Origin of the sequence: Lysobacter sp. CFH 32150 (assembly GCF_022758295.1) — a bacterium.
In the GTDB taxonomy this organism is placed as follows: domain Bacteria; phylum Pseudomonadota; class Gammaproteobacteria; order Xanthomonadales; family Xanthomonadaceae; genus CFH-32150.
On record NZ_JALDWJ010000004.1, the window covers coordinates 243,000 to 265,855 of the forward strand.

The window sequence follows — 22,856 nt, forward strand, 5'->3', positions numbered from 1 at the left end:
GCAGTACAGAACGATCAGCGCTTCATCGAAGCAAAGAACTCGTCGTTCGACTTGGTCGTCTTCATCTTGTCCAGCAGGAACTCCATCGCCGCGATCTCGTCCATGCCGTGCAGCAACTTGCGCAGGATCCAGATCTTCTGCAGCAGGTCCGGCTCGATCAGCAGGTCTTCGCGGCGGGTGCCGGAGCGGTTGATGTTGATCGCGGGGTAGACGCGCTTCTCGGCGATGCGGCGGTCCAGGTGCACTTCGGAGTTGCCGGTGCCCTTGAACTCTTCGTAGATCACCTCGTCCATCTTGCTGCCGGTGTCGATCAGCGCGGTGGCGATGATGGTCAGCGAACCGCCTTCCTCGACGTTACGCGCGGCGCCGAAGAAGCGCTTCGGGCGATGCAGGGCGTTGGCATCGACGCCGCCGGTCAACACCTTGCCGGAGGACGGCACGACGTTGTTGTAGGCGCGGGCGAGGCGGGTGATCGAGTCGAGCAGGATGACGACGTCGCGCTTGTGTTCGACCAGGCGCTTGGCGCGCTCGATCACCATTTCGGCGACCTGCACGTGGCGGCCGGCGGGTTCGTCGAACGTGGAGGACACCACTTCGCCGCGCACGGTGCGCTGCATCTCGGTGACTTCCTCGGGGCGCTCGTCGACCAGCAGCACGATCAGGTGCACGTCCGGATGATTGGTCGTGATCGCGGTGGCGACCTGCTGCATCAGCATGGTCTTGCCCGCTTTCGGCGGCGACACGATCAGCGCGCGCTGGCCTTTGCCCTGCGGCGCCATCAGGTCGAGGATGCGGCCGGTGATGTCCTCGGTGGAGCCATCGCCGCGCTCGAGCTTGAAGCGGCGACGCGGGAACAGCGGCGTCAGGTTCTCGAACAGGACCTTGTTCTTCGACGCTTCCAGCGGCTCGCCATTGATGGTGTCGACCACCGACAGCGCGAAGTAGCGTTCGCCGTCCTTCGGGAAGCGGATGCGGCCCGACAGATGGTCGCCGGTACGCAGGTTGAAGCGGCGGATCTGGCTGGGCGAGATGTAGGTGTCGTCCGGACCGGCGAGGTAGCTCGCCTCGGCCGCGCGCAGGAAGCCGAAACCGTCCGGCAGGATTTCGAGCACGCCATCGGCGGCGACGCCTTCACCGTGGCGGGTCAGCACCTTGAGCAGGGCGAAAATCACGTCCTGCTTACGGGCACGGGCGACGCCTTCGGAGATGTTCAGCTGTTCGGCGATGTCGAGCAGCTTCGGCGCCGGCATGCGCTTGAGGTCGCCGAGCGAATACTGCGGGAAGCCTTCCGGCACGTTCGGATGCGGGCGCGGGACGAAGGTCTCGCCGTTGCCGCCGTCGTCCTGCATGCCACCACCACCGCCCTGGTAGCGGTCACGCTGGCGATCGCGGCGGTTGCGGAAGCGGTCGCGGCGGTTGTTGTTGAAGCGGCCACCCTGCTGATCGCCGCCTTCGCTGCCGCCGCCAGCTTCGCCGGCGTCGTTCTGGACGTTGGCGGAGGCGGGTGCGCTCGGAGCGGGCGCTGAAGGCGCCGGTGCGTTCGGGGCGGTCGTTGCAGCAGGGGCGGGCGTCGGAGCGGGCGGCGGCGTGCTGGCAGCGGATTCGGTCGGGGCGGCGGCCGCGGCCTGGCTGGCGCGCGGTTTACGCACGCGCTTCTCGGCGACGTCGCCGGAGTCGGTGTTGTTATCGGACAAGCGTGGATTCCTCGCTAAGGCGAGCGCTCGCGGTGCGCGAGCGGGTCTGGGGTTCGTGCGGATTAAAAGCTGGGGCTTCAGAAGGGTGCGGCGCCGAGAAAACGCGCCGGGCGAATGGAAACTAGCACCGCGGTGCCGCCGCGGCAAGCGGCCGCGGCGTTTTCATGCAGTTGGTTCAGGAATGCGGTTACAGCACCTTGTCGATCAGCTGCGCCAGCTGCGCCTTGCCGACCGCGCCGATCTGGGTGGCCTGGACCTGGCCATCCTTGAACAGCAGCAGGGTGGGGATCGAGCGCACGTGGTACTTCATCGCGGTGGTGCGGTTCTGGTCGATGTCGACCTTCACCACCTTGGCGCGGCCGGCGTAGCTCTCGGCCAGCTCATCCAGCGCCGGGGCGATCATCTTGCACGGGCCGCACCAGGTCGCCCAGAAATCCACCAGGACCGGCTCGGCAGAATTGAGCACGTTGGAGTCGAAATCGGCGTCGGTGGCGTGGATGACCTTGTCGTTCATGGGAATTCCTTGGGAATCAGCGTGCTATTCAAGGGATGGCGCGGCCGTGGCGGCGCTTGGTTGCTGTTAAACTGGGGTGTTTCCGCAGGGCTTCAAGCCCCTGCGCGACCTCGAAATCGATGACGGCAGTCTGCTTCGCGGACGCCCCCTACGCAAGCGCGCCCCGCCGCGCCGACCACCTGCAATACACCTGGATCGCACGCCAAACGCATGAGCGACAAGCCCCTTACCGATATTTCGTTTTCCGAATTCGACCTGCATCCGGCCCTGTTGGCCGGGCTCGAAACCGCCGGATTCTCCCGCTGTACCCCGATCCAGGCCCTGACCCTACCGATCACCCTGCCCGGGCGCGACGTCGCCGGCCAGGCCCAGACCGGCACCGGCAAGACCCTCGCGTTCCTGATCACGGTGATGAACCGGTTGCTGACCCGTCCGGCGCTGGCCGAGCGCAAGCCCGAGGACCCGCGCGCGCTGATCCTGGCGCCGACCCGTGAGCTGGCGATCCAGATCCACAAGGATGCGGTGAAGTTCGGCGCCGACCTCGGCATCAAGTTCGCCCTGGTCTACGGCGGCGTCGATTACGACAAGCAGCGCCAGCTGCTGCAGGACGGCGCCGACGTGATCATCGCCACCCCCGGCCGCCTGATCGATTACGTCAAGCAGCACAAAGTGGTGTCGCTGCACGCCTGCGAGGTGTGCGTGCTGGACGAGGCCGACCGTATGTTCGACCTCGGCTTCATCAAGGACATCCGCTTCCTGCTGCGCCGCATGCCGGTGCGCACCGAACGCCAGACCCTGTTGTTCTCGGCAACGTTGTCGCACCGCGTGCTCGAGCTCGCCTACGAGCACATGAACGAGCCTGAGAAAATCGTGGTCGAGAGCGAGTTCATCACCGCGGCCAAGGTCCGGCAGAAGGTGTACCTGCCGGCCAATGAAGAGAAAATCCCGCTGCTGCTCGGCCTGCTGTCGCGTAGCGAAGGCGCGCGCACCATGGTCTTCGTCAACACCAAGGCCTGGGTCGAGCGCGTCGCGCGTGCGCTGGAGCGCGGCGGTTATCGTGTCGGCGTGCTCAGCGGCGACGTGCCGCAGAAGAAGCGCGAATCGCTGTTGCAGAAGTTCCAGAAAGGCCAGCTCGAAATCCTGGTCGCCACCGACGTCGCAGCGCGCGGCCTGCACATCGATGGCGTCTCGCACGTCTACAACTACGACCTGCCGTTCGATGCCGAGGACTACGTGCATCGCATCGGCCGCACCGCGCGCCTCGGCGCCGAAGGCGACGCGATCAGCTTCGCCTGCGAGATCTACGCGCAGAGCCTGCCGGATATCGAGGCCTACATCGAACAGAAGCTGCCGGTCGAACCGGTCAGCGCGGAACTGTTGGTCGCGCTGCCGCGTAAGCCGCGCGAAGGCGTGGAAGCCGAAGCCGCCGACGGCGAAAGCATCAGCTCGATCTTCAAGGAAGCGCGCGAACAACGCGCTGCCGACGATGCGCGTCGTGGCGGTGGCCGCGAGGGCGGCGGTCGCAGCCGGAGCGGAGCCGGCGGTGGCGGGCGCAGCAGCGGTCCCGGCGAGCGTCGCAGCGGGCCGGGAGCAAGCCGCGGCCCGCGTCCGCCGCGCAAGCCGGACGTCGCGCATACGCCGAAGCCGGTGGTCGCAGCGGTCGCCGCAGCGCCAGCGAGCGAAGGTGAACGCACAGCACGCAAGCGTCGCCGTCGTCGCGGCGGCCAGCGTATCGAAGGCGGTGAAGGCATCCAGGTCCAGCGCACGCAGGCGGCGGCACCCAAGCCGGCGGCATCTGCTGGCGATGCCAAACCGTCGTTGCTGTCGCGCATCGGCAAGGGTTTGAAGTCGCTGGTGACGCGCGCGCCGCGTTCGCAGCACTGATGCGCTAGCCGCAGCGAACCGCACGGGCGATACTGCGGCCTCCTCCGTGGAAGGCATGCCGCATCGCCCATGTCGGTCCTGCGTTTCGATAACGTCAGCAAACAATATCCCGGCGGCCACGTCGCGTTGAGCGACGTCAGCTTCACGGTCGCGCCGGGGGAGATGCTGTTCGTCACTGGCCATTCCGGCGCGGGCAAGAGCACGCTGCTGAAGCTGATCCAACTGGCCGAACGCCCAACGCGAGGCGCGGTGCTGTTCACCGAGAAGAACCTGCTGAAAGTGCGCGGCCAGCGCGTACCGCTGCATCGGCGCAGCGTCGGCGTCGTCTACCAGAACCACCAGTTGTTGATGGACCGCAGCGTCGGCGAGAACGTCGCACTGCCCCTGATCCTGCGCGGGATGAAGCGCGGTGAGATCGGCAAGCGCGTGCGTTCCATCCTCGAACGCCTCGGCCTCGGCGCACGCGAACGCGCGCTGCCGTCGCAACTGTCGGCCGGCGAGCAGCAACGCGTCGGCATCGCCCGCGCCATCGTCGCCGAACCGACGATGCTGGTCGCCGACGAACCCACCGGCAACCTCGATCCCACCCTATCGGCGGAGATCATGGCGCTGTTCGCCTCGCTGCCCGAGCGCGGCACCAGCGTGCTGGTCGCCAGCCACGACCTCGGCCTGGTCAAGCGCATGAAGAAGCGCGTGCTGGTGCTCGATCACGGCAAGCTGGTCGACGACATCGCGCCGGAGGATCTGGCCGATGCATGACCGCACCGCCCATTCCTCGCGGCTTGGCGCGTGGTTCGACCACCACCTCTACAGCTTCGTCGCCAGCCTCGGCCGTTTCTTCCGCAAGCCGTGGTCGACCTTGCTGACCATTGGCGTGATGGCGGTAGCGCTCGCGCTGCCGCTGGGGCTGTGGCTCGTGCTCGGCAACGTCGCGCGCTTCGCCGGCGAGGTGAAGGCCTCGCGCGAGATCTCGGTGTTCCTGAAATCCGACATCACGCCTGAGCGCGCGCGCGCCTTGAGCGAAGCGCTGCGCGCGCGCGGCGATGTCGCCACGATCACCTTGCGCACGCCGGAACAGGGCTTGGCGACGTTGCGCGAACGTAGCGGCCTCGGTGAGGCCATCGATGCGCTCGACAGCAACCCGCTGCCGAGCTTGTTGCTGGTGACGGCGAAAGGCGATGACCTGCTGCTTGCGTCGTCGCTGCAGTCACTGCCCGAAGTCGAGTTGGTGCAGCACGACGCCCTGTGGCGGCAGCGCCTGGATGGCTGGCTGCGTTTTGGTGGCCGCGTCGCCTGGGTGCTGGCGGCACTGCTCGGCCTCGGCGCATTGCTCGTCGTCGGTAACACCGTGCGCCTCGACATCCAGTCGCGGCGCGAAGAAATCGGCGTGCTGCAGTTGCTCGGCGCCACCGACGGCTTCATCCGCCGCCCGTTCTTGTATCTCGGCGCGTGGTACGGCCTGGCTGCAGGCGTATTCGCGCTGGCGTTGCTGACGATCGCGCACCTCGCGTTACGCGCACCCCTGGCGGAACTGGCGACGAGCTACGGCAGCCACTTCGCGCTCAACGGCGTCGATCCGCAGCAGGCCGGCATCGTGTTGCTGGGTGCGACCGCGCTCGGCTGGCTCGGCGCCGGCATCGTCACCGGGCATTTCCTGCGCCAGACCCGGCCAACGGATACCTGAGATGGAGCCCCAGAACCTCCGCCACGTCATCAGCGATGCACCGCGCGTCATGGTCGTCGACGGCTCGCGGCTGGTGCGCAAGCTGATCGGTGACGTGCTCACGCGCGAATTGCCGAATGTCCAGGTGCTCGGCTGCGCCGGCCTCGTCGAAGCGCGCGAAGTACTCGCCGCGGGTCCGGTCGATCTCGTCACCACTGCACTCGTGCTGCCCGATGGCGACGGCCTGGCGCTGGCACGCGCAGTGCGCGAAGCCGGGGGCCAGGCTTACGTGCCCGTGATCGTCGTCTCCGGCGACGTGCAATCGCGACTTGAAGATCGCAGCCTCAGCGAAGACATCACCGATTATTTCGACAAGGCGCTCGGCCACAGCGCGCTGGCCGCCTTCATCCGCGGCTACGTGCAGCCGCAACCGATCGCCGGTGCGCGGGTGCTCTACGTCGAGGACAGCAAAGTGGTCGCGCTGGCGACCAAGCGCATGCTCGAGCGCCAGGGCCTGCAGGTGATCCACTGCATCAGCGCCGAAGACGGACTCGCCTATCTCGAAGCGCACCGCAGTGGCGATGACGTGCCTGGCGCCGACCTGGTGCTGACCGACGTCTATCTGAAAGGCGAACTCAGCGGCCGCGACCTGGTCGCGCGCATCCGTGGGGAGTTCAGCTATGGCAAACGCCAGCTGCCGGTGCTGGTGATGACCGGTGACGAGAACCGCGACAACCAGAGCGGTTTGCTGCGGCTCGGTGCCAACGACCTGGTGCTGAAGCCGATCGAGGAACGCCTGCTCGTCACCAAGGTGTTGTTCCAGCTGCGCCTGGGACGCCTGCCGGAACAGCGCAACTTCGACGCATGAACGAGGTCGCGGCTCGAGACAGGTTCGACCGCATCAGGCTCGAGCCGAGCTGGAAAGCGCATGTCGGCGATTACCTGCAGCGCGACGACATGCAGGCGCTGGCGGCCTTCCTGCGCCAACGCAAGGCCAAGGGCGCACGCATCTATCCGCCTGGTCCGAACATCTTCGGCGCCTTCGACGCGACGTCGTTCGACGCGACCAAGGTGGTGATCCTCGGCCAGGACCCGTACCACGGCCCCGGCCAAGCGCATGGTCTGTGCTTCTCGGTGTTGCCCGGCGTGGCGGTGCCGCCGTCGCTGGACAACATCTTCAAGGAAATCCAGCGCGACCTCGGCATCGCCCGCCCGGACCACGGCTGCCTGCTGCCGTGGGCCCACCAGGGCGTGCTGCTGCTCAACGCGGTGCTGACGGTGGAGGACGGCCGTGCCGGCGCACACCAGGGCAAAGGCTGGGAAGGGTTCACCGACCACGTCGTCGATGTGCTCAACCGCGAGCGCGAGGGCCTGGTGTTCCTCCTGTGGGGCAGCTACGCCCAGGCCAAGGGCAAGGTCATCGACCCGCGCCGCCATCGCGTCCTCAAGGCCCCGCACCCTTCGCCGCTGTCTGCCCATCGCGGCTTCCTGGGCTGCGGGCACTTTTCCGCGACCAACGAATACCTGGCCCGCCACAGCCAAACCGCGATCGACTGGTCGCTGCCGTCGCGGGCGGCCCTTGCGCTGGCGGCCGCCGCCCCCACAACCGTTTGACGGCCTGTGTGCTGTATTGGGGATGGAGTGCTGCCGATAAGCCGGTCAGTGTTCCATGAATGCAACGCTACAGAACTTCTGGCACGGTTAGCAGTCATAGATGGCCACTGCTAAAATCGGCCCATGAGCGAAATCACCATGTCTCAAGCTGCCATGTCCCAAGCGTTGGTTGCCAACAACCTCCCGATCCCGAGCGCGCTCGGTTCGCTGGACGCCTACATCGGTACCGTGCACCGCATCCCGGTGTTGTCGGTCGAGGATGAGCAGGCGCTCGCGCAGAAGTTCCGCGACGAGGACGATCTCGACGCCGCCAAGCAACTGGTGCTGTCGCACTTGCGCTTCGTGGTCCATGTCGCGCGCGGCTACAGCGGTTACGGTCTGCAGATCGGCGATCTGATCCAGGAAGGCAACATCGGCCTGATGAAGGCGGTCAAGCGCTTCGACCCGAACGTCGGCGTGCGCCTGGTCAGCTTTGCCGTGCACTGGATCCGTGCCGAGATGCACGAGTTCATCCTCAAGAACTGGCGCATCGTGAAGGTCGCCACGACCAAGGCGCAGCGCAAGCTGTTCTTCAACCTGCGCAAGTCGAAGACGCGCCTGGGCTGGTTGAACGCCGAGGAAGTGCGCGCGGTGGCGAAGGACCTCAACGTCTCCGAACGCGAAGTGCTGGAGATGGAGTCGCGCCTGTCCGGCCGCGACATCGGCTTCGACCTGTCCGGCGACGACGATGACGATCACGCCCCGCCGGCGCCGGCCGCGTACCTGATGGCGCTCGAGGAAGATCCCTCGCAGGCCTACGAACGCGCCGACAGCGAAGACAACCAGCTCGAACTGCTGCGCGAAGGCATGAGCCAACTCGACGCCCGTTCGCGCGACATCATCAAGCGCCGCTGGCTCGACCCCGACAGCAAGATCACGCTGCAGGAACTGGCCGACGAATACGGCGTCAGCGCCGAACGCATCCGCCAGGTCGAGGCCAATGCGCTGAAGAAGATGCGCGGACTGTTCACCGCCTGACCGCGGCATCACGATGAATCCACGACGGCCCGGGTAACCGGGCCGTTTGCATTTGCGGCCCTGCGTCCGTATCCGCATTACGATGAAGGTTCCTGCATCCCTGCACGGAGCTCGACGTCATGCCCCAGCACATCGGCATCGTGGCCTGTTCCGCCGAAGGCGCGGCCCTGTGCTATCGGACCATCTGCGTGGAAGGCGCGCAGCACTTCGGCCCGCACCACCACCCCGAGATTTCGATGCATACGTACTCGCTCGCCGAGTACATGAAGTACATCGACCGCGACGACTGGCAGGGCGTGGGCGAGCTGATGCTCGGTTCCGCAAACAAGCTGGCGAGCATCGGTGCCGATTTCGTGATCTGCCCCGACAACACCATCCACCAGGCACTTCCCTGCATCGAGGCGCGATCGCCGCTGCCATGGCTGCATATCGCCGGAGTCGTCGCCGCCGAGGCGACCGAGCGCGGATTCAGCCGCCTGGGCTTGACCGGGACGCGTTGGCTCGTCGACAGCGATATCTATCCGGACAAGCTCACGGCACGCGGATTGGGGTTTGCGCGTCCGTCCGCTGCCGAACGCGACGCGATCAACCGCATCATCATGGACGAGTTGGTCTATGGCGTATTCAAACCCGAAGCGGTCGCCTGCTTCCAGCGCGTCATCGGCCGGATGAAAGATGCGGGCTGCGATGCCGTCGTGCTCGGGTGCACCGAAATCCCGTTGCTCATGAACGACGGAAATTCGCCGCTGCCGACGCTCGACTCCACGCGACTGTTGGCGCGCGCGGCGCTGGCCCGGGCAACGTGACCTGACGAACCGCAAGAATCGGATATCGCGTCCCAACCAGCACGCCTAGCCTGCGCACATCCCACAACGGAGTGCGCCATGAACTATGTGATCAGCGGGTTGCCATTGCAGTCGTTCCAACCCTTGTTCGCTCTCGACGACGACGCGTTGCGCGAACGCGGGGTCGTGCGCCAGATCGCCGACCGCAAGCGCAGTTTTCCCTGCCGGATCACCTTGCAGGACGCCGAGCCCGGTGAATCGCTGTTGCTGCTGTCGTGGACGCATCAGGACGCGGCGACGCCGTATCGCTCCGGCGGACCGATCTTCGTCCGCGAATCGGCGTTGGTGACGGGCGCGTTCCGCAACATGATCCCGGAACAGCAACGCAGCAGGCTGTTGTCGGTGCGTGCCTATGATGCCCACGGCTGGATGCGCGATGCCGAAGTTGCCGAGGGCACGTTGCTGGAAAGCCTGATCGAACGCTTCTTCGCCGATGCGCAGGTCACCTACCTGCACGTGCACAACGCGCGCCGCGGCTGCTATGCCTGCCGCGTGGATCGCGGCTAACGACACTGCCATCGTAGGAGCCGCGATCGTCTGCGCAAAGATCGCGGCTATAGGCCGCTCCTACGGGAGCTGATCCTTGCCCAGGATGATCCGCGCATGCCGCTGGTAGCCGACATAGGCCCAGCTCCAGTTGATCAGCACGATCAGGCGATTGCGGAAGCCGATCAGGAAGAAGATGTGCACGACCAGCCAGAACAGCCAGGCGAACAGCCCGGAAAACTGCAGGTCGTGTAGTTCGACCACCGCCTTGTTGCGACCGATGGTGGCGAGGTTGCCGTAGTCGCGGTAGCGGAACGCCGGCGTCGGCGCGTTGCGCAGGCGTGCGCGGATAGCGCTGGCGACGTGCGCGCCCATCTGCTTCGCCGCGGGGGCGACGCCGGGAACCGGGCGTCCACCCTGTTGCACGCTGGCGAGATCGCCGGCGACGAAGATCTCGGGATGATTCGGCACGCTGAGATCGGGCGCAACCTGCACGCGTCCGGCGCGGTCGCGAGGGGCATCGAGTAATGCGCCCAACGGCGATGCGGCGACGCCCGCGGCCCAGACCACGGTGCGCGCGGGGACGAAGCGGTCGCCGAGTCGATAGCCGCGCGCATCGATGGCGCTGACCGGCGTGCCGGTGACGACTTCGACGCCGAGCTTTTCCAGTTGCCGCTGTGCCTTGATCGAAAGCGATTCCGGGAACGATGCCAACACCCGCGGCCCAGCTTCCAGCAACCGCACTTTCGCCTCGGCCGGATCGATGTTGCGGAATTCGTGCTTGAGCGTATGCCGTGCGATTTCCGTCAGCGTGCCGGCGAGTTCGACGCCGGTCGGGCCGCCGCCGACGATGGCGAAATTGAGCCAGGCCGCGCGTTCGGCCGGATCGTCGCAACTTTCGGCATGTTCGAAGGCGAGCAGCAGGCGGCGGCGGAGTGCGAGCGCGTCGTCCAGCGTCTTCAGTCCCGGCGCATGCGGGGCCCAATCGTCGTGGCCGAAGTAGGCGTGGGTGGCGCCACTGGCAAGCAGGAGATAGTCGTAAGCGACGCTGTCGCCATCGGCGAGGATGACGCGGCGCGCGGAGGCATCCAGTTGCACCACTTCGCCCAGGCGCACTTCAGCATTGCGCTGGTCGCGCAGGATATGCCGCAGCGGCGCGGCGATGTCCGGCGCCGACAAGCCGGCGGTCGCGACCTGGTACAGCAGCGGCTGGAACAGATGGTGGTTGTGACGATCGATCAGGGTGATGCGGACCCGATCACGCGCCAGGGCGCGCGTCGCCCACAAGCCGGCGAAGCCGCCGCCGACGATCACCACATGTGGAACGGAAGTTGCGGTCATAGGCTCAGCTCGTCGGTCGAAGTACGCCAGCAACCGGTTGCAATGCGGGCGCTACCACGCCGACCTCGCGCGGTGCGCGGCCGAGCAGTTCCGGCAGCCGGTTGCGGCGTGGGCAGTTGTCGTATTGCAGCAGCTCCCAGTGACCGTACGAAAACGGCGTGACGTGCAGCAGATCGCAAATGTGGCTGGCCAGCCGTGCAAGCAGGGTCGGAATCGCCAGCTGCCGCGCTGGTGCGCCGGCGTGCAGGCCCCGCATCGCAGCGAGGTGCTCGCCGAGCGTGCGTGCATGCAGGCCACCGAGGTCGAATTCGCGTGCGTCGCCACCGCGCGCGGGGGCGAGCGCGAGCCGCGCGATGGCTTCGCCGAGATCGCGTACATCCAGCACCGCGATCCGCCCATGCGCGTCTTGCGGCAGCACGTGGATCGGCCAACGCGCCACGCGCCGGATCCAGCGCGCGCCATAGCCGCCTTCGCCATCGAGCAATGACGGTCGCACGATGCACCAGTCCGCGCCGCTCGCGCGCAGCGCGGCTTCACCATCGCGCTTGGAGCGCAGGAAGCCGCTGCGCACGGGCGCCTCGAGGCCGAGGGCGGAGACGTGGATGAGGCGCAGGCCGCGCGCTGCGCAGGCCGCTGCCAGCGCCGCCGGGGCGAGGTGGTGCACGCGCTGGTAGGTCTCGCGGCCGCGTTCGCGCAGGATGCCGACGCAGTTGATCACGATGTCGCAATCATCCAGTACGCTGCGCCAACTGCCGGCGTCGAGCAGGTGTTCGAAGCGGATTTCGCGGTATTCGGCGCCGCCTGCCGGCAGCTGCCGGCGTCGTCGCTGCGGGTGGCGGCTGCCGATCACCACCGGGCAGCCCACTGCCTGCAATGCGGCGACGACGTGGCGGCCGATGAAGCCGCTGCCGCCCAGGACCAGGACCTTCCGGTCCGGTACTTCGGGAGTACGCATCTCCTTGCTCCCCGCGTCAGTAATTTCTGTCTTGACAGAAATATATGACGGAATTAGCTTGCATGCAAAGCCCGCGCACAGCCACATGACCACGCCCGTCGACACGCTCTCTCCGGTCAGCCGCCGCTTCGTCCTGCACTGGGGCGAGATGGGCTCGCGCTGGGGCGTCAACCGCACCGTGGCGCAGATCCACGCGCTGCTGTTCCTCGCCGGGCGGCCGATGCATGCCGAAGAGATCGCCGAGATCCTGGTGGTGGCGCGTTCCAACGTCAGTACCAGCCTGCGCGAGTTGACCAACCTCAACCTGATCAAGGTCGTGCACCTGCTGGGTGATCGTCGCGATCATTTCGAGACCGGCAAGGACGTGTGGGAGCTGTTCCGCACCGTGGTGCGCGAACGCAAGGCGCGCGAGTTCGACCCGACGGTGGGCGTGCTGAAGGAGTGCGTGGCCGATCCGGCATTTGCGCAGGAACCAGCCGACGCGCGCGCGCGGATGAAGGAAACGTTGGTGCTGATGTCGGCGCTGTCGGCCTGGGGCGAGGAAATGCTGCGGCTGGAACCGGCCACCCTGATGAAGCTGATGAAGCTGGGCAGCAAGATCCAGAAGCTGCTGCGCGAGAACGCGTAGCAGCGTCATCACCCACTTGCGTTGCCGTGTTGCTCACGGTGGCGAGCCTAGACTCCGCGCCATGCCGGGTAAGGCCGCCACCGCCAAGGGGCTGCAGCGCGCGCTTTACGTGCTGGTGCTGGGCTTGTGTCTGGCATCGGCGGGCGCGCAGGAGCGCGAGGCTCCATACACCGCACTACGCCGCGCGATGGTGGTGGAGATCCGCCAACAAGCCGCTGGCGAAGCGGACATCGACCGTCGCGTTCTGGAGACGATGGCGCACGTGCCGCGCCATGCGTTCGTGCCGGAGACGCAGCGATCGCATGCGTATGAAAACCGGCCGCTGTCGATCGGTTACGGCCAGACCATCTCGCAGCCTTACATCGTGGCGCTGATGACCGACCTGGCACGGCCTGGGAAGGCGCACAAGGTGCTGGAGATCGGCACCGGCTCCGGCTATCAGGCGGCGGTGCTGGCGGAGCTGGTCGCGCAGGTGTATTCGATCGAGATCGTCGAGCCGCTCGCCACGCAGGCGGCGCAGCGCCTGCGCGCGCTGGGTTACACCAACATCCATACGCGGGTCGGCGACGGGTACTACGGCTGGCCGCAGGCAGGGCCGTTCGACAGCATCGTCGTGACCGCCGCGGCGCCGGCGGTGCCACCGCCGTTGCTGCGACAACTGAAACCGGGTGGGCGCATGGTGATCCCGGTCGGCACTTCGTTCTTCACCCAGACGCTGATGCTGGTGGAGAAGGATGCGCAAGGCCGGGTACGCACGCGGCAACTGGTGCCGGTGCGGTTCGTGCCGCTGACCGGCAACCACTGACGCGATCGATGCTGCGGCCATGTCCGCGCGCCCCGTCCGTCTTGCTTGCGCCATCGCATTGATCTCGGCCGCGGCGTTGGCCTACCAGTTGCTGCTGATGCGCTGGCTGGCGATCGCGCACTGGCATCCCTTTGCGGTGGTGATCATCAGCCTGGCCTTGCTTGGCCACGGCGCCAGCGGTACCGCGCTCAGCGTATTGCGCGAACGCGCGGTGGATCGCTTCGACGCATGGTTCCCGGCAGCGGCGATCGTGTTCGCGCTCACTGCAGCGGTGTGCCTGGGACTGGCGCGCGCGTTGCCGTTCAACGGCCTGGAACTGGTGTGGAACTGGCGACAATTCCTGTGGCTGAGTGCGCTGTACTTGTGCCTGGCGCTGCCATTCTTCTTCGCCGCGGCGTGTTTCGGCCTGGCGTTCGCGCGTCATGGCGACGACATCCCGATGCTGTACGGCGCCGATCTGTTCGGCGCCGGCGTCGGCGCCGTGCTGGCGTTGGTCATGTTGTGGCTGGTGCCGGTGGATGTGGCTTTGCTGCTGGTCGTGCTGCTCGCGCCAGCGGCTGCGGTGGTGATGCGTGGGCTCGCATCGCGGACGGCCACGTGCGCCATCGTCGCAATACTCGTCCTCGTGATGTTGGCGACGACACGCGCGCTGGCACCGGCGCCGAACGAATTCAAAGGATTGGCGAAAGCATTGCTGGTACGCGACGCGCGCATCATCGCCGAGCGCCACAGCTCCTACGGCTGGCTGGCGGTGGTGGCGAGTCCGCGACTGCCGTTGCGGCAGGTGCCTGGATTGAGTCTCAACAACCTGCAGGAGCCGGCGCCGCAACTGGGCGTGTATACCGACGGCGACTCCCTCAGTGCGATCACCCGCAACGACGGCAAGCGCGCATCGCTTGCCTACCTCGGGCGCACGACCTCGGCGTTGCCATATCGGCTGCGCCTGCGTCCGCGCGTGCTGGTGCTCGGCGCCGGCGCTGGCTTCGAAGTGCTGCAGGCCTTGGCGCTGGATGCACGTACCGTGCGCGCGGTCGAGACCAATCCGCAGATGGTGGGCCTGGTGACAGCGCGCTATGGCGACTATGCCGGCGGGCTGTACCGCGATCCACGCGTACAGGTGCAAGTGGCCGAGCTGCGCGGTTTCGTGCGTGCGACGACCGCACGCTACGACCTGATCGTGCTTGGCCAGGGGGGGTCGTTCGCTTCCGGCAGCGCCGGCGTCACGGCGGTCGCGGAGGACTACGCCGCGACGGTGCAGGCCCTGCGCGACGACTACGTGCGGCTGGCGCCCGGTGGACTGCTCGCGATCACGCGCTGGGAGAAGCAGCCGCCGCGCGATGCGCTGAAGTTGTTCGCCACCGCCGTCGAGGCATTGCGTGCCGAAGGCGTGCGCGATGCCGGGGTGCAACTGGCGATGATCCGCAACTGGGACGCGAGCACGCTGTTGCTGAAGCGCGGCGCATTCACTGCCGGCGAGATCGAGCGATTGCGCGCGTTCGTCGAGGAGTTCAGCTTCGATCCGGTGCATTACCCGGGCATGCGTGCAGGCGAGGGCAATCGCTACCACGCGCTCGCACGCGCCGAGGCATTCATTGGTGCACGTGAACTGCTGTCGCCACGCGCCCAGGCGTATGTCGAGGCCTACAAGTTCGACATCGCGCCGGCGACCGATGACCGGCCGTACTTCGCCAACTTCTTCAAGTGGGCGACGCTGCCGGAGCTGTGGCGCCTGCGTGCGCAGGGTGCGGCGGTGCTGCTGGATTCCGGTTATCTGCTGTTGCTCGCGGCGCTGGCGCAGGCGATGCCATTGGCGGTGGCATTGGTGTTGTTGCCGTTGCTGGCGCTACCGCGGCGCGACGAGATCGCACGCGGCCTGCGTCTGCGGGTACTGGCGTACTTCGCCTGCCTAGGCCTGGCGTTCATGCTGATCGAGATTGCGTGCCTGTCGCGGCTCACGCTGCTGGTTGGGCAGCCGCTGCTGGCCATCGGCGTGGGCTTGGCGGGGTTCCTGCTGTTCGCCGGTGGCGGCAGTCTTTGCGCGCAACGTTGGCGCCACGACCCGGCGCGTTCGATCGTGCTGGCGGTGTGCACGATTGCGCTCGCGCTGGCCTGGCACTTCGCGGTGTTCGCGCTGGCGTTACGAGTCGGTGCAAGTTGGTCGCCGTGGTTGCGCGCGATCCTCGGTCTGCTGACGATCGCGCCGCTGGCATTCGCGATGGGCCTGCCGTTTCCACTGGGCTTGTCGCGGCTGGCACGCACCGTGCCGGCGCTGGTGCCGTGGGCCTGGGGCATCAACGGCTGCGCGTCCGTGGTCGCGGCGATCGCGGCGTTGCTGCTGGCGATCGAAATCGGGCTGGCGACGACGTTGCTGGTCGCGCTGGGGTTGTATGCGTTGGCGGCTGCGGTATGGCCGGCTCAATACAGATCGACGGGATCGATGTCGAGCGACCAGCGCAGTTTGCGTGCTTCGGGCAAGGCATAGATTGCGGGTAACGCGGCATCGAGCGCCGCGTGCAAACTGCGACGATCGCCTGCGGACAGCAGCAACTGTGCGCGCTGATAGCCGGCGCGCCTCGGCATCGGTGCTGGCAGCGGCCCTTGCAGTTCGAGTTGCGTGTCGACATCGCGCAACACCGCCTTTGCCGCTTGCAGGAACGCCAGCGGCGGTTCGGCGTGCTGCGCTTCCGCGCGCAGAAGCGCGAGGGGCGCGAATGGCGGGAAGTTCGCTGCCTCGCGCTGCGTGAATTCGCTGTCGGCATACGCGTGGTAGCCGCCGTTGATCAGCGTCAGCAATAGCGGGTGCTCGGGATGGTGCGTCTGCAGGAGTACTTCGCCGCGCTTGTCGGCGCGACCGGCGCGCCCGGCGACCTGGATCAGCAACTGCGCCAGTTTTTCGCCGGAACGAAAATCGGCGGAGAACAGGCCTTCGTCGATGCCGACCACGGCGACCAGGGTGAGGTTCGGCAGGTCGTGGCCTTTGGCGAGCATCTGCGTGCCGACCAGGATGCCAGGTCGCGTGCCGAGTTCTGTCAGCAAAGTTTCCAGCGCATCACGCCGCCGGGTACTACCGCGATCGACGCGCAGCACCGGGACGTCGGCGAATGTTTCCGCCAGCCATTCCTCGAGCCGCTCGGTCCCGATGCCCTGCGGCTGCAGCGCGAGGCCGCCGCAATCCGGACACGCATCCGGCACCGCCTGGCGCGCACCGCAGTGGTGGCATTGCAGGCGACGGCCGCCGGCGTGCACGGTCATCGGTGCGTCGCAGCGTTTGCATTGCGCCGACCAACCGCAGTCGTGGCACAGCAGCACCGGTGCGTAGCCGCGACGGTTCTTGAACACCAGCACCTGGCCACCGGCGTCGAGTGCGGCGCGGATCGCGGTGAGGAGCTCCGGCGACAGACCTGCCTGCAATGGGCGTTTGCGCACGTCGAGCACGCGCACCGACGGTGGCCGTGCATCGCCGGCGCGCTGGGTCAGGCGCAGGTGCGCATAACGCCCGCCACGGGCGTTGTGCAGCGTTTCCAGCGAAGGCGTGGCGCTGCCGAGCAGCACCGGCACGCCCAGCGCCTTACCGCGCACCAGGGCGAAATCGCGGGCGTGGTAGCGGATGCCGTCCTGCTGCTTGTAGCTGCCATCGTGCTCTTCGTCGATCACGATCAGGCCGGCGTCCGGCAGCGGCGTGAACACCGCCGAGCGCGTGCCGACGATCACCCGCGCTTCGCCGCGCCAGGCCGCCGCCCAGACGCGCGCGCGCTCGCCATCGTTCAGGCCCGAGTGCAGCGCATGCACGGGCACGCCGAGGCGCGCGCGGAAGCGCGTCAGGGTCTGCGGTGTCAGCCCGATCTCCGGCACCAGCACCAGCGCCTGTTTGCCGCGCGCGAGGCAGTCGGCGATGGCGTGCAGGTAGACCTCGGTCTTGCCGCTGCCGGTGACGCCGTCGAGCAACAAGGCGGCGAAGCCGTCTGTGGCCTGGATGGTGTCAATGGCGACACGCTGTTCGGCATTGAGCGTGGGTCCGGGCTGCGGCGTCGGCGCGTATTGCGTAGCGGGAATCGCCATCCGTTCGGCGAGGCCGCGCTTGAGCAGGGCGCGTGCGGCGCTGCGCCAGTCTTCGAACTGGTCGTCGAGTCGGCTTTCATCCAACGCACCTTCGAGCAGCAGATCGGCCAATCGCCGTGGTCTGCCGCGCAGGCGCGAGTGCGCGGTCACGCCGGCTTCGGTCAGCACCCAGGCCCAGGCGTGAGTGTCCGGCAACGGCTCGCCGCGTCGCAGCGCCGCCGGCAAGGCGGTGGCGAAGACCTCGCCGAGCGGCGCATGGGTGTAGCGCGCTAGCCAATGCAGCGAGTCGCGCAACTCGCCGTGGAACAAGGGCGTGGCATCGAGCAGGGAGAGCGCCGCGCGCAACGCCGGCGCATCGGGATCGGGCGCGCCGATGGCGGCGACGAGGCCGACCAGTTCGCGGTTGCCGAACGGCACGCGCACGCGGCTGCCGACGTCGTCCGGCATGGGCGCGTGGCCTTCCGGCGCGTAGTAGTCGAACAGTCGCGGCAACGGCAGCGGCAGGGCGACGCGCAGGATGGATTCGGCGGCAACGGGCATCGCGCCAGTCTAGCGGTCGCCGAGTTCGTGCCGCAGGCGCGGCGAGTTGCCGGCGACAGCTGGTCGATAGCGTGACGAAGGTCTCGCAAACGCTCGAATCAAAAGGGATTTTGTCCTTATCCACACGATCTGTGGATAAGGCTGTGCATGGACGTGCGGCAGGAATGCGCGAAGACGGATTTCCAAGCTCCGCAGCTTGCTTGGTGAAAAAAGTGCCACAAGGCACTTAGTCTTTAGAATCAATGGGTTGTTCGTGAAACCAAGTTGAAATACGGCGCGGCCGGGTCGTGAACCGAGTCCGGGTGACGTTTCTATTACCGCTGTGCACAACCGATTTGGGCGCAAGCCTTGTACAGCCTCGCGGAGCCGGACTTTGCAGTGCTGTCAAGACGGTCTCTCGGCAATGCGCATCGCTATGATCCGGAGGATGACGACTGAGTTTCGATGACCGCGGTGCTTCCCTCCACGGCCGCGCTGGCCGCCTTCTTCCGCGGGATCGACCGCCGCGCGGCTGTCCTGGCCGAACTGCAATGCGGCGACCCGCTCGCTGGTAACGCCGCACTCGCCGCGGCGATGCGCGCATTCCGGACCAGCGCCGGGCCATTGCCGTTGGCGCAGTGGCCAGAGCGGTTCTGGGCATTGCTGCTGGCGACTCCGCAACTGCGGCGCAGCGCGCCGCCGTCGGCATGGGCGCCGCAGTGGCAGCCCCTGGCCGCGCTTGGTAACGGACCGCGTGCGGCGGTGCTGCTGCGACTTGCGGCGGGACTGGACATCGACGCAGCGGCAGCCGTGCTGGCGGTCGCGCCAGCGACCTACCTCGCCGCGCTGCAACCCGTGGCTACGGACAACGTCTGGCAGGCGCTCGAGGCCGCCATCCAGCAACAGGTGCAATCCCTGTCGCCGCAAAGGCTCGCGCACCTGGCACAGCTGCGCGAACGGGCGTTGCTCGGGCAGCCGGCGCCGCCGCCTCGTGCACCGGTGGCGGCAACGCAACCACGCGCGCCGCGGCGTTGGTCGCTCGCACTGTCATGGCTGGGACTGGCCGCCTGCGTCGCGGGCTTCGCTGCAACCTTCTTCTGGTCGCGTCCGCCGGGAGACGCCGATGCCGCGCTGCCAGGTCGCAGCGAAGCGCTCCCGCCGGCGGCAGCACCCGCAGCACGCTTCGATGCTGACTTCGCCGCGTCCAGTCATCGCGATTTCGCCTTGCTGGCTGATCCGGAAGGACTGCGGAAGGCCCAAACCCTGTCGTTGAACGCGTGGTACGTGGCGGAGCTGGCGAAGACGCCCGTCGCCGCATCTGCGGCCCCGGTGATGGACGTCGTACCGGCCATCGCCGCGCCAGGACCTGTGCTGCCGTCAGCGTCCTGGGCGGCGATGGATGCAAGCCAGCGCGCCGGGTACCTCCAGCGCATGGCGTCCTGGGATGCCTTGCCGGCCGCCGAACGGGGTGCGCAACGCGAGCGCTACCACGCCTGGCAAGCATTGAATGCCATTGAGCAGGCGCAGGTGGATACCGCGGCGCAGGCGTTCGCCGGCTTGCCCGAGGCGGAACAGCAGGCGGTGCGGCAACGGTTCGCGGCGCTCGACGCCAGCATCCAGCGAGGCTGGCTGCTGGGCCCGGATCTGGGCGCCGATTATCCGAAGCTGCATCCGTTGCTGGCGCAATTGCCCGCAGAGCAACATGCGTCGTTGCTGGTCGCGTTGCGGGTCATGGGCGCGGCAGAACGTGCGGATCTTGCGCGATTGGCGCAACGGTTGCCGCCGCAGCAACGCGCGGACTTACTCCGCGGCTTGCTGGCGACGCCGGTCGCGGACCGCGGCGCCTGGCTGCGGCTGCGTGTCGCGGACTGAAGACGGCTGGTCGATGTTGTCCAAAGCAACCTCACGCAGGGTGCGGCGCCGGATGCGCACGCCTTCCTCGCCGAAGCGCTGCAGGCCATCGGCGCGCAGTCGCGGGGCGTGTTCGCGCAGGTAGCTGTCGAGCGACGCATCGTCGCGCACCAGGTAGCGCACGCTAAGACCAAGCCGGCCCGCGGTCGGCCGTGGATCGAGTACTTCATGCAACTGCGCGCTGACGAAACCGGGCAGCGCGAGGATTTCGCGGATGTGGATATCGAGCCAGGCGCGGTACTCCTCCGCGATCGCGACATCGAATTCCAGATTTACTTCGTAGACGACCATTCCGCTTCACATCCAGACAAGACTGGCTGCCATGGTGACCACCACGCCGATGGACAGCAACACCAAATAGCTGACCCCGAGCACGAAATACTTCAGCAGGGTCATCAGCCAGCCCTGTTCATATATCCGTTTCTGCATGAGCAGCAGGTACAGCGGCATCCAGATCCACAGCAACGCCTCCAGGATGCCCAACAACCCGTTCAGGAAGCCCGCCTTGGGCCCCACCCAGTCTTCCAGCGCGTTCAGCGAGACCAGCCCGAGCAGCGCCAGGCAGAGGAAGGCGTGGCTGTGCAGGCCCACGATCAGGTGCTCCATGTACATCCGACGCTTGAACAGGTACGCCAGCTTGAGCAGCAGCGCGAATACCGGCAGCAGCAGGAACAGGGTCGAGGGCACCGCGCTGAGGACGGCGTCCTTGAACCGGTTCGGGTCGTGCTTGAGGCGGGCGATGTTGGCTTTGGCGCGCCCGACCTGGACGTTGATCCAGCGGTTGGCGAAATCCGGCAGCCACGACACCGTGAGCGGGTTCTTCTGGGCGTCCCACGGCTTGCCATTGAAGGAGATCGTGTCTTCCTCTTCCTCTTCCTCGGAAGATGGCGGCGCGCCCTTGCCCTGTGCTTCGCGCAATTGTGCGATGCGCCTCTCGGCGGCTCTGTTGATGGCGACTTCCGCGGCGATCAGCGCACCGTCGACGCCGGGAACGCCGTGCTCCTCGCGGCGGGCCTTGGTCAACTCGGCCAGCGCTGCGTCGCGCCGTTGCTCAGCTTGGACGACTGTGGTGGCGCGTCCGATGTCGCTGTCGTCGCGGCCGTTGAAGTTGACATTGTCGCCGCTGATATCGAACGCGAACTGCGCCATGAAGAACGTGATGATGCTGAGGAACACGAACAATCGCACCGGACTGACGAAACGGATGCGATGACCGGCGAAGTACTCGCGGCTGAGATAGCCGGGCTTGGCGAACAACGGCCACAACGTGCGGAACACGCGCGCATCGATGTTGAACACGCTGTCGAAGAAATCGCCGAAAAAGCTGCTGAAATGCCGCACCAGCCCCTTCACCGGCTGCCCGCAGGCGTAACAGTGTTCGCCGAGGAGCGGCGTGCCGCAGTTCTGGCACGCCGGCGGCGTGGGGTCCCTGGTGGCCGTAACGGCCGTCGTCGTTGCGTTCATGCCACTAAGATAACGAAAAGAAACTTCGAGACGACTTCGTGACGTTTTCCCCCAACGCGCCGCGCTTCGCCCGCGAAGTGCGCGCCACCGCCTTGCTCGCCGCACCATTGGTACTCGGGCAGCTGTCGGCGGTCCTGATGACCTTCGTCGATACCGTGCTGGCCGGGCGCCACGGCGCGACCACGCTGGCCGCGGTCGCGGTCGGCAGCGCGGTGTGGTCGGTGGTGATCCTGGTGCTGGTCGGGGTACTGATGGCGATTCCGCCGTCGGTGTCGCAACTCGACGGCGGCGGGCGCCGCAGCGAGATCGGCCCGTTGTACCGGCAGGCGCTGTGGCTGGCTTTGGCGTTGGGCCTGGCCTTGTTCGTGCTGGTCAGCCTGGCGGCGCCGCTGCTGGCGGCGATGGGCATCGCAGACGACGTGCGTCCGGGTGCGATCGCCTTCCTCGGCGCGATCCGCTGGGGTGCGCCGGCGCTGGCGTTGTTCTTCGCCAGCCGCTACCTCAGCGAAGGCCTGGCCTGGACGTTGCCGACGATGCTGTTCGGTATCGCCGGCGTGCTGCTGCTGGTACCGGTGGGATCGACCCTGATGTTCGGGTACGGGCCATTGCCAGCGCTGGGCGCAGCCGGGCTCGGATACGCCACCGCGCTGGTGCTGTGGTTGCAGGCGCTGGGCCTGCTGGCTTATCTGCACTGGTCGCCGCGCTTCGCCGATCTCGACTTGTTCTCGCACTGGCAACCGCCGCATCCGCGCGAGATTGCCGCCCTGCTCAAGCTGGGCCTGCCGATCGGGGTGACGGTGTTCCTTGAAGGTGGGTTGTTCGTCGCCACCGCGCTGTTGATCGGCACCCTCGGCGCGACTGCGGTCGCCGCGCACCAGGTCGCGATCAACGTCGCCAGCCTCGCCTTCATGGTGCCGCTGGGCGTGGCGATGGCGACCACGGTGCGGATCGGCCAGGCCGCAGGCCGCGGCGATGGCGATGGCGTGCGCGCGGCCGGGCGTGCCGGGTACGCGATCGTGCTCGGCACCCAGTTCATCACCGCCTCGATCATGGTGTTGGGCCGGCACGCCATTGCCGGCGTCTACACCGACGACATGGCGGTGGCCGGATTGGCCGCGACATTGATGTTGTTCGCGGCGACTTTCCAGTTTCCCGACGGCATCCAGGCCCTCTCCGCCGGCGCCCTGCGTGGACTCAAGGACACGACCTGGCCGATGGCGATCACCGCATTGGCGTACTGGGGCCTGGGCATGCCGCTCGGGGTGATCCTCGGGCTGCGGCTGGGCTACGGCGCGCAGGGGATGTGGGTCGGGCTGATCGTCGGCCTCGCCGTCGCCGCGACTTTGCTGGGCTGGCGATTCTTGCGACTGGCCCGGCGCGCCCCCATGGTCAGTACAAGCGTCGCAGTGACCTACGACGCATGAAAGCGCGCCGCGGCGCGGTTACGCTGTCAGCAA

Annotated in this window: 20 protein-coding genes; 13 read left to right on the plus strand and 7 right to left on the minus strand. The window is 67.1% G+C overall.

Going from position 1 to position 22,856, the window contains the following annotated elements; genetic code table 11:
- Nucleotides 1–14: 14 nt before the first annotated feature.
- Together rho and trxA are read right to left on the minus strand one after the other, a co-directional pair.
- The gene (rho, locus tag MO486_RS09205; RefSeq protein ID WP_242906558.1) at nt 15–1,694 is read right to left on the minus strand and encodes a transcription termination factor Rho; all 1,680 of its coding nucleotides are present in this window, start codon (nt 1,692–1,694) and stop codon (nt 15–17) included.
- A gap of 187 nt (nt 1,695–1,881) precedes the next feature.
- Nucleotides 1,882–2,208, minus strand: coding sequence for a thioredoxin TrxA (gene trxA / locus MO486_RS09210; RefSeq protein ID WP_242906560.1), 327 nt, complete (start codon nt 2,206–2,208; stop codon nt 1,882–1,884).
- A gap of 210 nt (nt 2,209–2,418) precedes the next feature.
- On the opposite strand from trxA, the gene rhlB reads away from it, so the two are divergent.
- The 8 genes from rhlB to MO486_RS09250 all read left to right on the plus strand — a co-directional run bounded on the left by rhlB (nt 2,419) and on the right by MO486_RS09250 (nt 9,738).
- Complete coding sequence (gene rhlB / locus MO486_RS09215; protein WP_242906562.1) at nt 2,419–4,092, plus strand: ATP-dependent RNA helicase RhlB; 1,674 nt, start codon at nt 2,419–2,421, stop codon at nt 4,090–4,092.
- Between the two features lie 69 nt (nt 4,093–4,161).
- A complete protein-coding gene (ftsE, locus tag MO486_RS09220; RefSeq protein ID WP_242906564.1) occupies nt 4,162–4,851 on the plus strand; it encodes a cell division ATP-binding protein FtsE in 690 nt (229 codons plus the stop codon).
- Entirely contained in the window at nt 4,844–5,776 is a 933-nt protein-coding gene (gene ftsX / locus MO486_RS09225) for a permease-like cell division protein FtsX (protein WP_242906568.1), read from the plus strand. Before ftsE ends, ftsX begins: the two co-directional genes overlap by 8 nt.
- Nucleotide 5,777: 1 nt before the next feature.
- Nucleotides 5,778–6,623 (plus strand): response regulator, encoded by an 846-nt coding sequence (locus tag MO486_RS09230; protein WP_242906570.1) that lies wholly within the window; start codon nt 5,778–5,780, stop codon nt 6,621–6,623.
- Entirely contained in the window at nt 6,620–7,369 is a 750-nt protein-coding gene (gene ung / locus MO486_RS09235) for a uracil-DNA glycosylase (protein ID WP_242906572.1), read from the plus strand. Before MO486_RS09230 ends, ung begins: the two co-directional genes overlap by 4 nt.
- 138 nt (nt 7,370–7,507) lie before the next feature.
- A complete protein-coding gene (gene rpoH, locus MO486_RS09240; RefSeq protein WP_242906719.1) occupies nt 7,508–8,386 on the plus strand; it encodes an RNA polymerase sigma factor RpoH in 879 nt (292 codons plus the stop codon).
- 119 nt (nt 8,387–8,505) lie between these two features.
- On the plus strand, nt 8,506–9,192 hold the full coding sequence (locus MO486_RS09245) for an amino acid racemase (protein WP_242906574.1): 687 nt from the start codon (nt 8,506–8,508) through the stop codon (nt 9,190–9,192).
- 78 nt (nt 9,193–9,270) lie between these two features.
- Complete coding sequence (locus tag MO486_RS09250; protein ID WP_242906576.1) at nt 9,271–9,738, plus strand: DUF1203 domain-containing protein; 468 nt, start codon at nt 9,271–9,273, stop codon at nt 9,736–9,738.
- Between the two features lie 60 nt (nt 9,739–9,798).
- Here the strand turns inward: MO486_RS09250 and MO486_RS09255 are convergent, their stop codons facing one another.
- Both MO486_RS09255 and MO486_RS09260 read right to left on the minus strand, forming a co-directional pair.
- Nucleotides 9,799–11,058, minus strand: coding sequence for an NAD(P)/FAD-dependent oxidoreductase (locus tag MO486_RS09255; protein WP_242906578.1), 1,260 nt, complete (start codon nt 11,056–11,058; stop codon nt 9,799–9,801).
- Nucleotides 11,059–11,062: 4 nt separating this feature from the next.
- Nucleotides 11,063–12,013, minus strand: coding sequence for an NAD(P)H-binding protein (locus MO486_RS09260; RefSeq protein ID WP_242906579.1), 951 nt, complete (start codon nt 12,011–12,013; stop codon nt 11,063–11,065).
- Between the two features lie 85 nt (nt 12,014–12,098).
- Here MO486_RS09260 and MO486_RS09265 point away from each other — a divergent pair, with 85 nt between their 5' ends.
- From MO486_RS09265 to MO486_RS09275, 3 genes are all read left to right on the plus strand, one after another.
- Nucleotides 12,099–12,641: a MarR family transcriptional regulator gene (locus MO486_RS09265; protein WP_242906581.1), complete on the plus strand. Its 543-nt coding sequence runs from the start codon at nt 12,099–12,101 to the stop codon at nt 12,639–12,641.
- Between the two features lie 61 nt (nt 12,642–12,702).
- Entirely contained in the window at nt 12,703–13,446 is a 744-nt protein-coding gene (locus MO486_RS09270) for a protein-L-isoaspartate(D-aspartate) O-methyltransferase (protein WP_242906582.1), read from the plus strand.
- A 19-nt stretch (nt 13,447–13,465) separates the two neighbouring features.
- On the plus strand, nt 13,466–15,928 hold the full coding sequence (locus tag MO486_RS09275; protein WP_242906583.1) for a hypothetical protein: 2,463 nt from the start codon (nt 13,466–13,468) through the stop codon (nt 15,926–15,928).
- Here the strand turns inward: MO486_RS09275 and MO486_RS09280 are convergent.
- Complete coding sequence (locus tag MO486_RS09280; RefSeq protein WP_242906584.1) at nt 15,862–18,045, minus strand: primosomal protein N'; 2,184 nt, start codon at nt 18,043–18,045, stop codon at nt 15,862–15,864. The genes MO486_RS09275 and MO486_RS09280 overlap by 67 nt on opposite strands.
- A 444-nt stretch (nt 18,046–18,489) precedes the next feature.
- Here MO486_RS09280 and MO486_RS09285 point away from each other — a divergent pair, with 444 nt between their 5' ends.
- Nucleotides 18,490–19,896 carry a DUF3106 domain-containing protein gene (locus tag MO486_RS09285; RefSeq protein WP_242906585.1) on the plus strand — a complete coding sequence of 469 codons (1,407 nt, stop codon included), beginning with the start codon at nt 18,490–18,492 and terminating at the stop codon, nt 19,894–19,896.
- Here MO486_RS09285 and MO486_RS09290 read toward each other — a convergent pair.
- Nucleotides 19,825–20,226 carry a DUF4286 family protein gene (locus tag MO486_RS09290; protein ID WP_242906586.1) on the minus strand — a complete coding sequence of 134 codons (402 nt, stop codon included), beginning with the start codon at nt 20,224–20,226 and terminating at the stop codon, nt 19,825–19,827. The two genes, MO486_RS09285 and MO486_RS09290, sit on opposite strands and share 72 nt — an antisense overlap.
- Nucleotides 20,227–20,232: 6 nt before the next feature.
- Nucleotides 20,233–21,399: a DUF3667 domain-containing protein gene (locus MO486_RS09295; RefSeq protein ID WP_242906587.1), complete on the minus strand. Its 1,167-nt coding sequence runs from the start codon at nt 21,397–21,399 to the stop codon at nt 20,233–20,235.
- Nucleotides 21,400–21,437: 38 nt separating this feature from the next.
- Between MO486_RS09295 and MO486_RS09300 the strand changes: the two genes are divergently transcribed.
- Nucleotides 21,438–22,823, plus strand: a complete 1,386-nt coding sequence (locus tag MO486_RS09300) for an MATE family efflux transporter (protein WP_242906588.1) — start codon at nt 21,438–21,440, stop codon at nt 22,821–22,823.
- Nucleotides 22,824–22,856 lie beyond the last annotated feature (33 nt).

Bases quoted from the DNA above. Each gene is read 5' to 3' on its own strand.
- MO486_RS09290 (WP_242906586.1), bottom strand. From the start codon at position 20,226: ATGGTCGTCTACGAAGTAAATCTGGAATTCGATGTCGCGATCGCGGAG.
- trxA (WP_242906560.1), bottom strand. From the start codon at position 2,208: ATGAACGACAAGGTCATCCACGCCACCGACGCCGATTTCGACTCCAAC.
- MO486_RS09280 (WP_242906584.1), bottom strand. From the start codon at position 18,045: ATGCCCGTTGCCGCCGAATCCATCCTGCGCGTCGCCCTGCCGCTGCCG.
- ung (WP_242906572.1), top strand. From the start codon at position 6,620: ATGAACGAGGTCGCGGCTCGAGACAGGTTCGACCGCATCAGGCTCGAG.
- MO486_RS09250 (WP_242906576.1), top strand. From the start codon at position 9,271: ATGAACTATGTGATCAGCGGGTTGCCATTGCAGTCGTTCCAACCCTTG.
- ftsE (WP_242906564.1), top strand. From the start codon at position 4,162: ATGTCGGTCCTGCGTTTCGATAACGTCAGCAAACAATATCCCGGCGGC.
- rhlB (WP_242906562.1), top strand. From the start codon at position 2,419: ATGAGCGACAAGCCCCTTACCGATATTTCGTTTTCCGAATTCGACCTG.
- MO486_RS09230 (WP_242906570.1), top strand. From the start codon at position 5,778: ATGGAGCCCCAGAACCTCCGCCACGTCATCAGCGATGCACCGCGCGTC.
- MO486_RS09265 (WP_242906581.1), top strand. From the start codon at position 12,099: ATGACCACGCCCGTCGACACGCTCTCTCCGGTCAGCCGCCGCTTCGTC.
- MO486_RS09260 (WP_242906579.1), bottom strand. From the start codon at position 12,013: ATGCGTACTCCCGAAGTACCGGACCGGAAGGTCCTGGTCCTGGGCGGC.
- rpoH (WP_242906719.1), top strand. From the start codon at position 7,508: ATGTCTCAAGCTGCCATGTCCCAAGCGTTGGTTGCCAACAACCTCCCG.
- ftsX (WP_242906568.1), top strand. From the start codon at position 4,844: ATGCATGACCGCACCGCCCATTCCTCGCGGCTTGGCGCGTGGTTCGAC.
- MO486_RS09285 (WP_242906585.1), top strand. From the start codon at position 18,490: ATGACCGCGGTGCTTCCCTCCACGGCCGCGCTGGCCGCCTTCTTCCGC.
- MO486_RS09270 (WP_242906582.1), top strand. From the start codon at position 12,703: ATGCCGGGTAAGGCCGCCACCGCCAAGGGGCTGCAGCGCGCGCTTTAC.
- MO486_RS09245 (WP_242906574.1), top strand. From the start codon at position 8,506: ATGCCCCAGCACATCGGCATCGTGGCCTGTTCCGCCGAAGGCGCGGCC.
- MO486_RS09255 (WP_242906578.1), bottom strand. From the start codon at position 11,058: ATGACCGCAACTTCCGTTCCACATGTGGTGATCGTCGGCGGCGGCTTC.
- MO486_RS09295 (WP_242906587.1), bottom strand. From the start codon at position 21,399: ATGAACGCAACGACGACGGCCGTTACGGCCACCAGGGACCCCACGCCG.
- MO486_RS09275 (WP_242906583.1), top strand. From the start codon at position 13,466: ATGTCCGCGCGCCCCGTCCGTCTTGCTTGCGCCATCGCATTGATCTCG.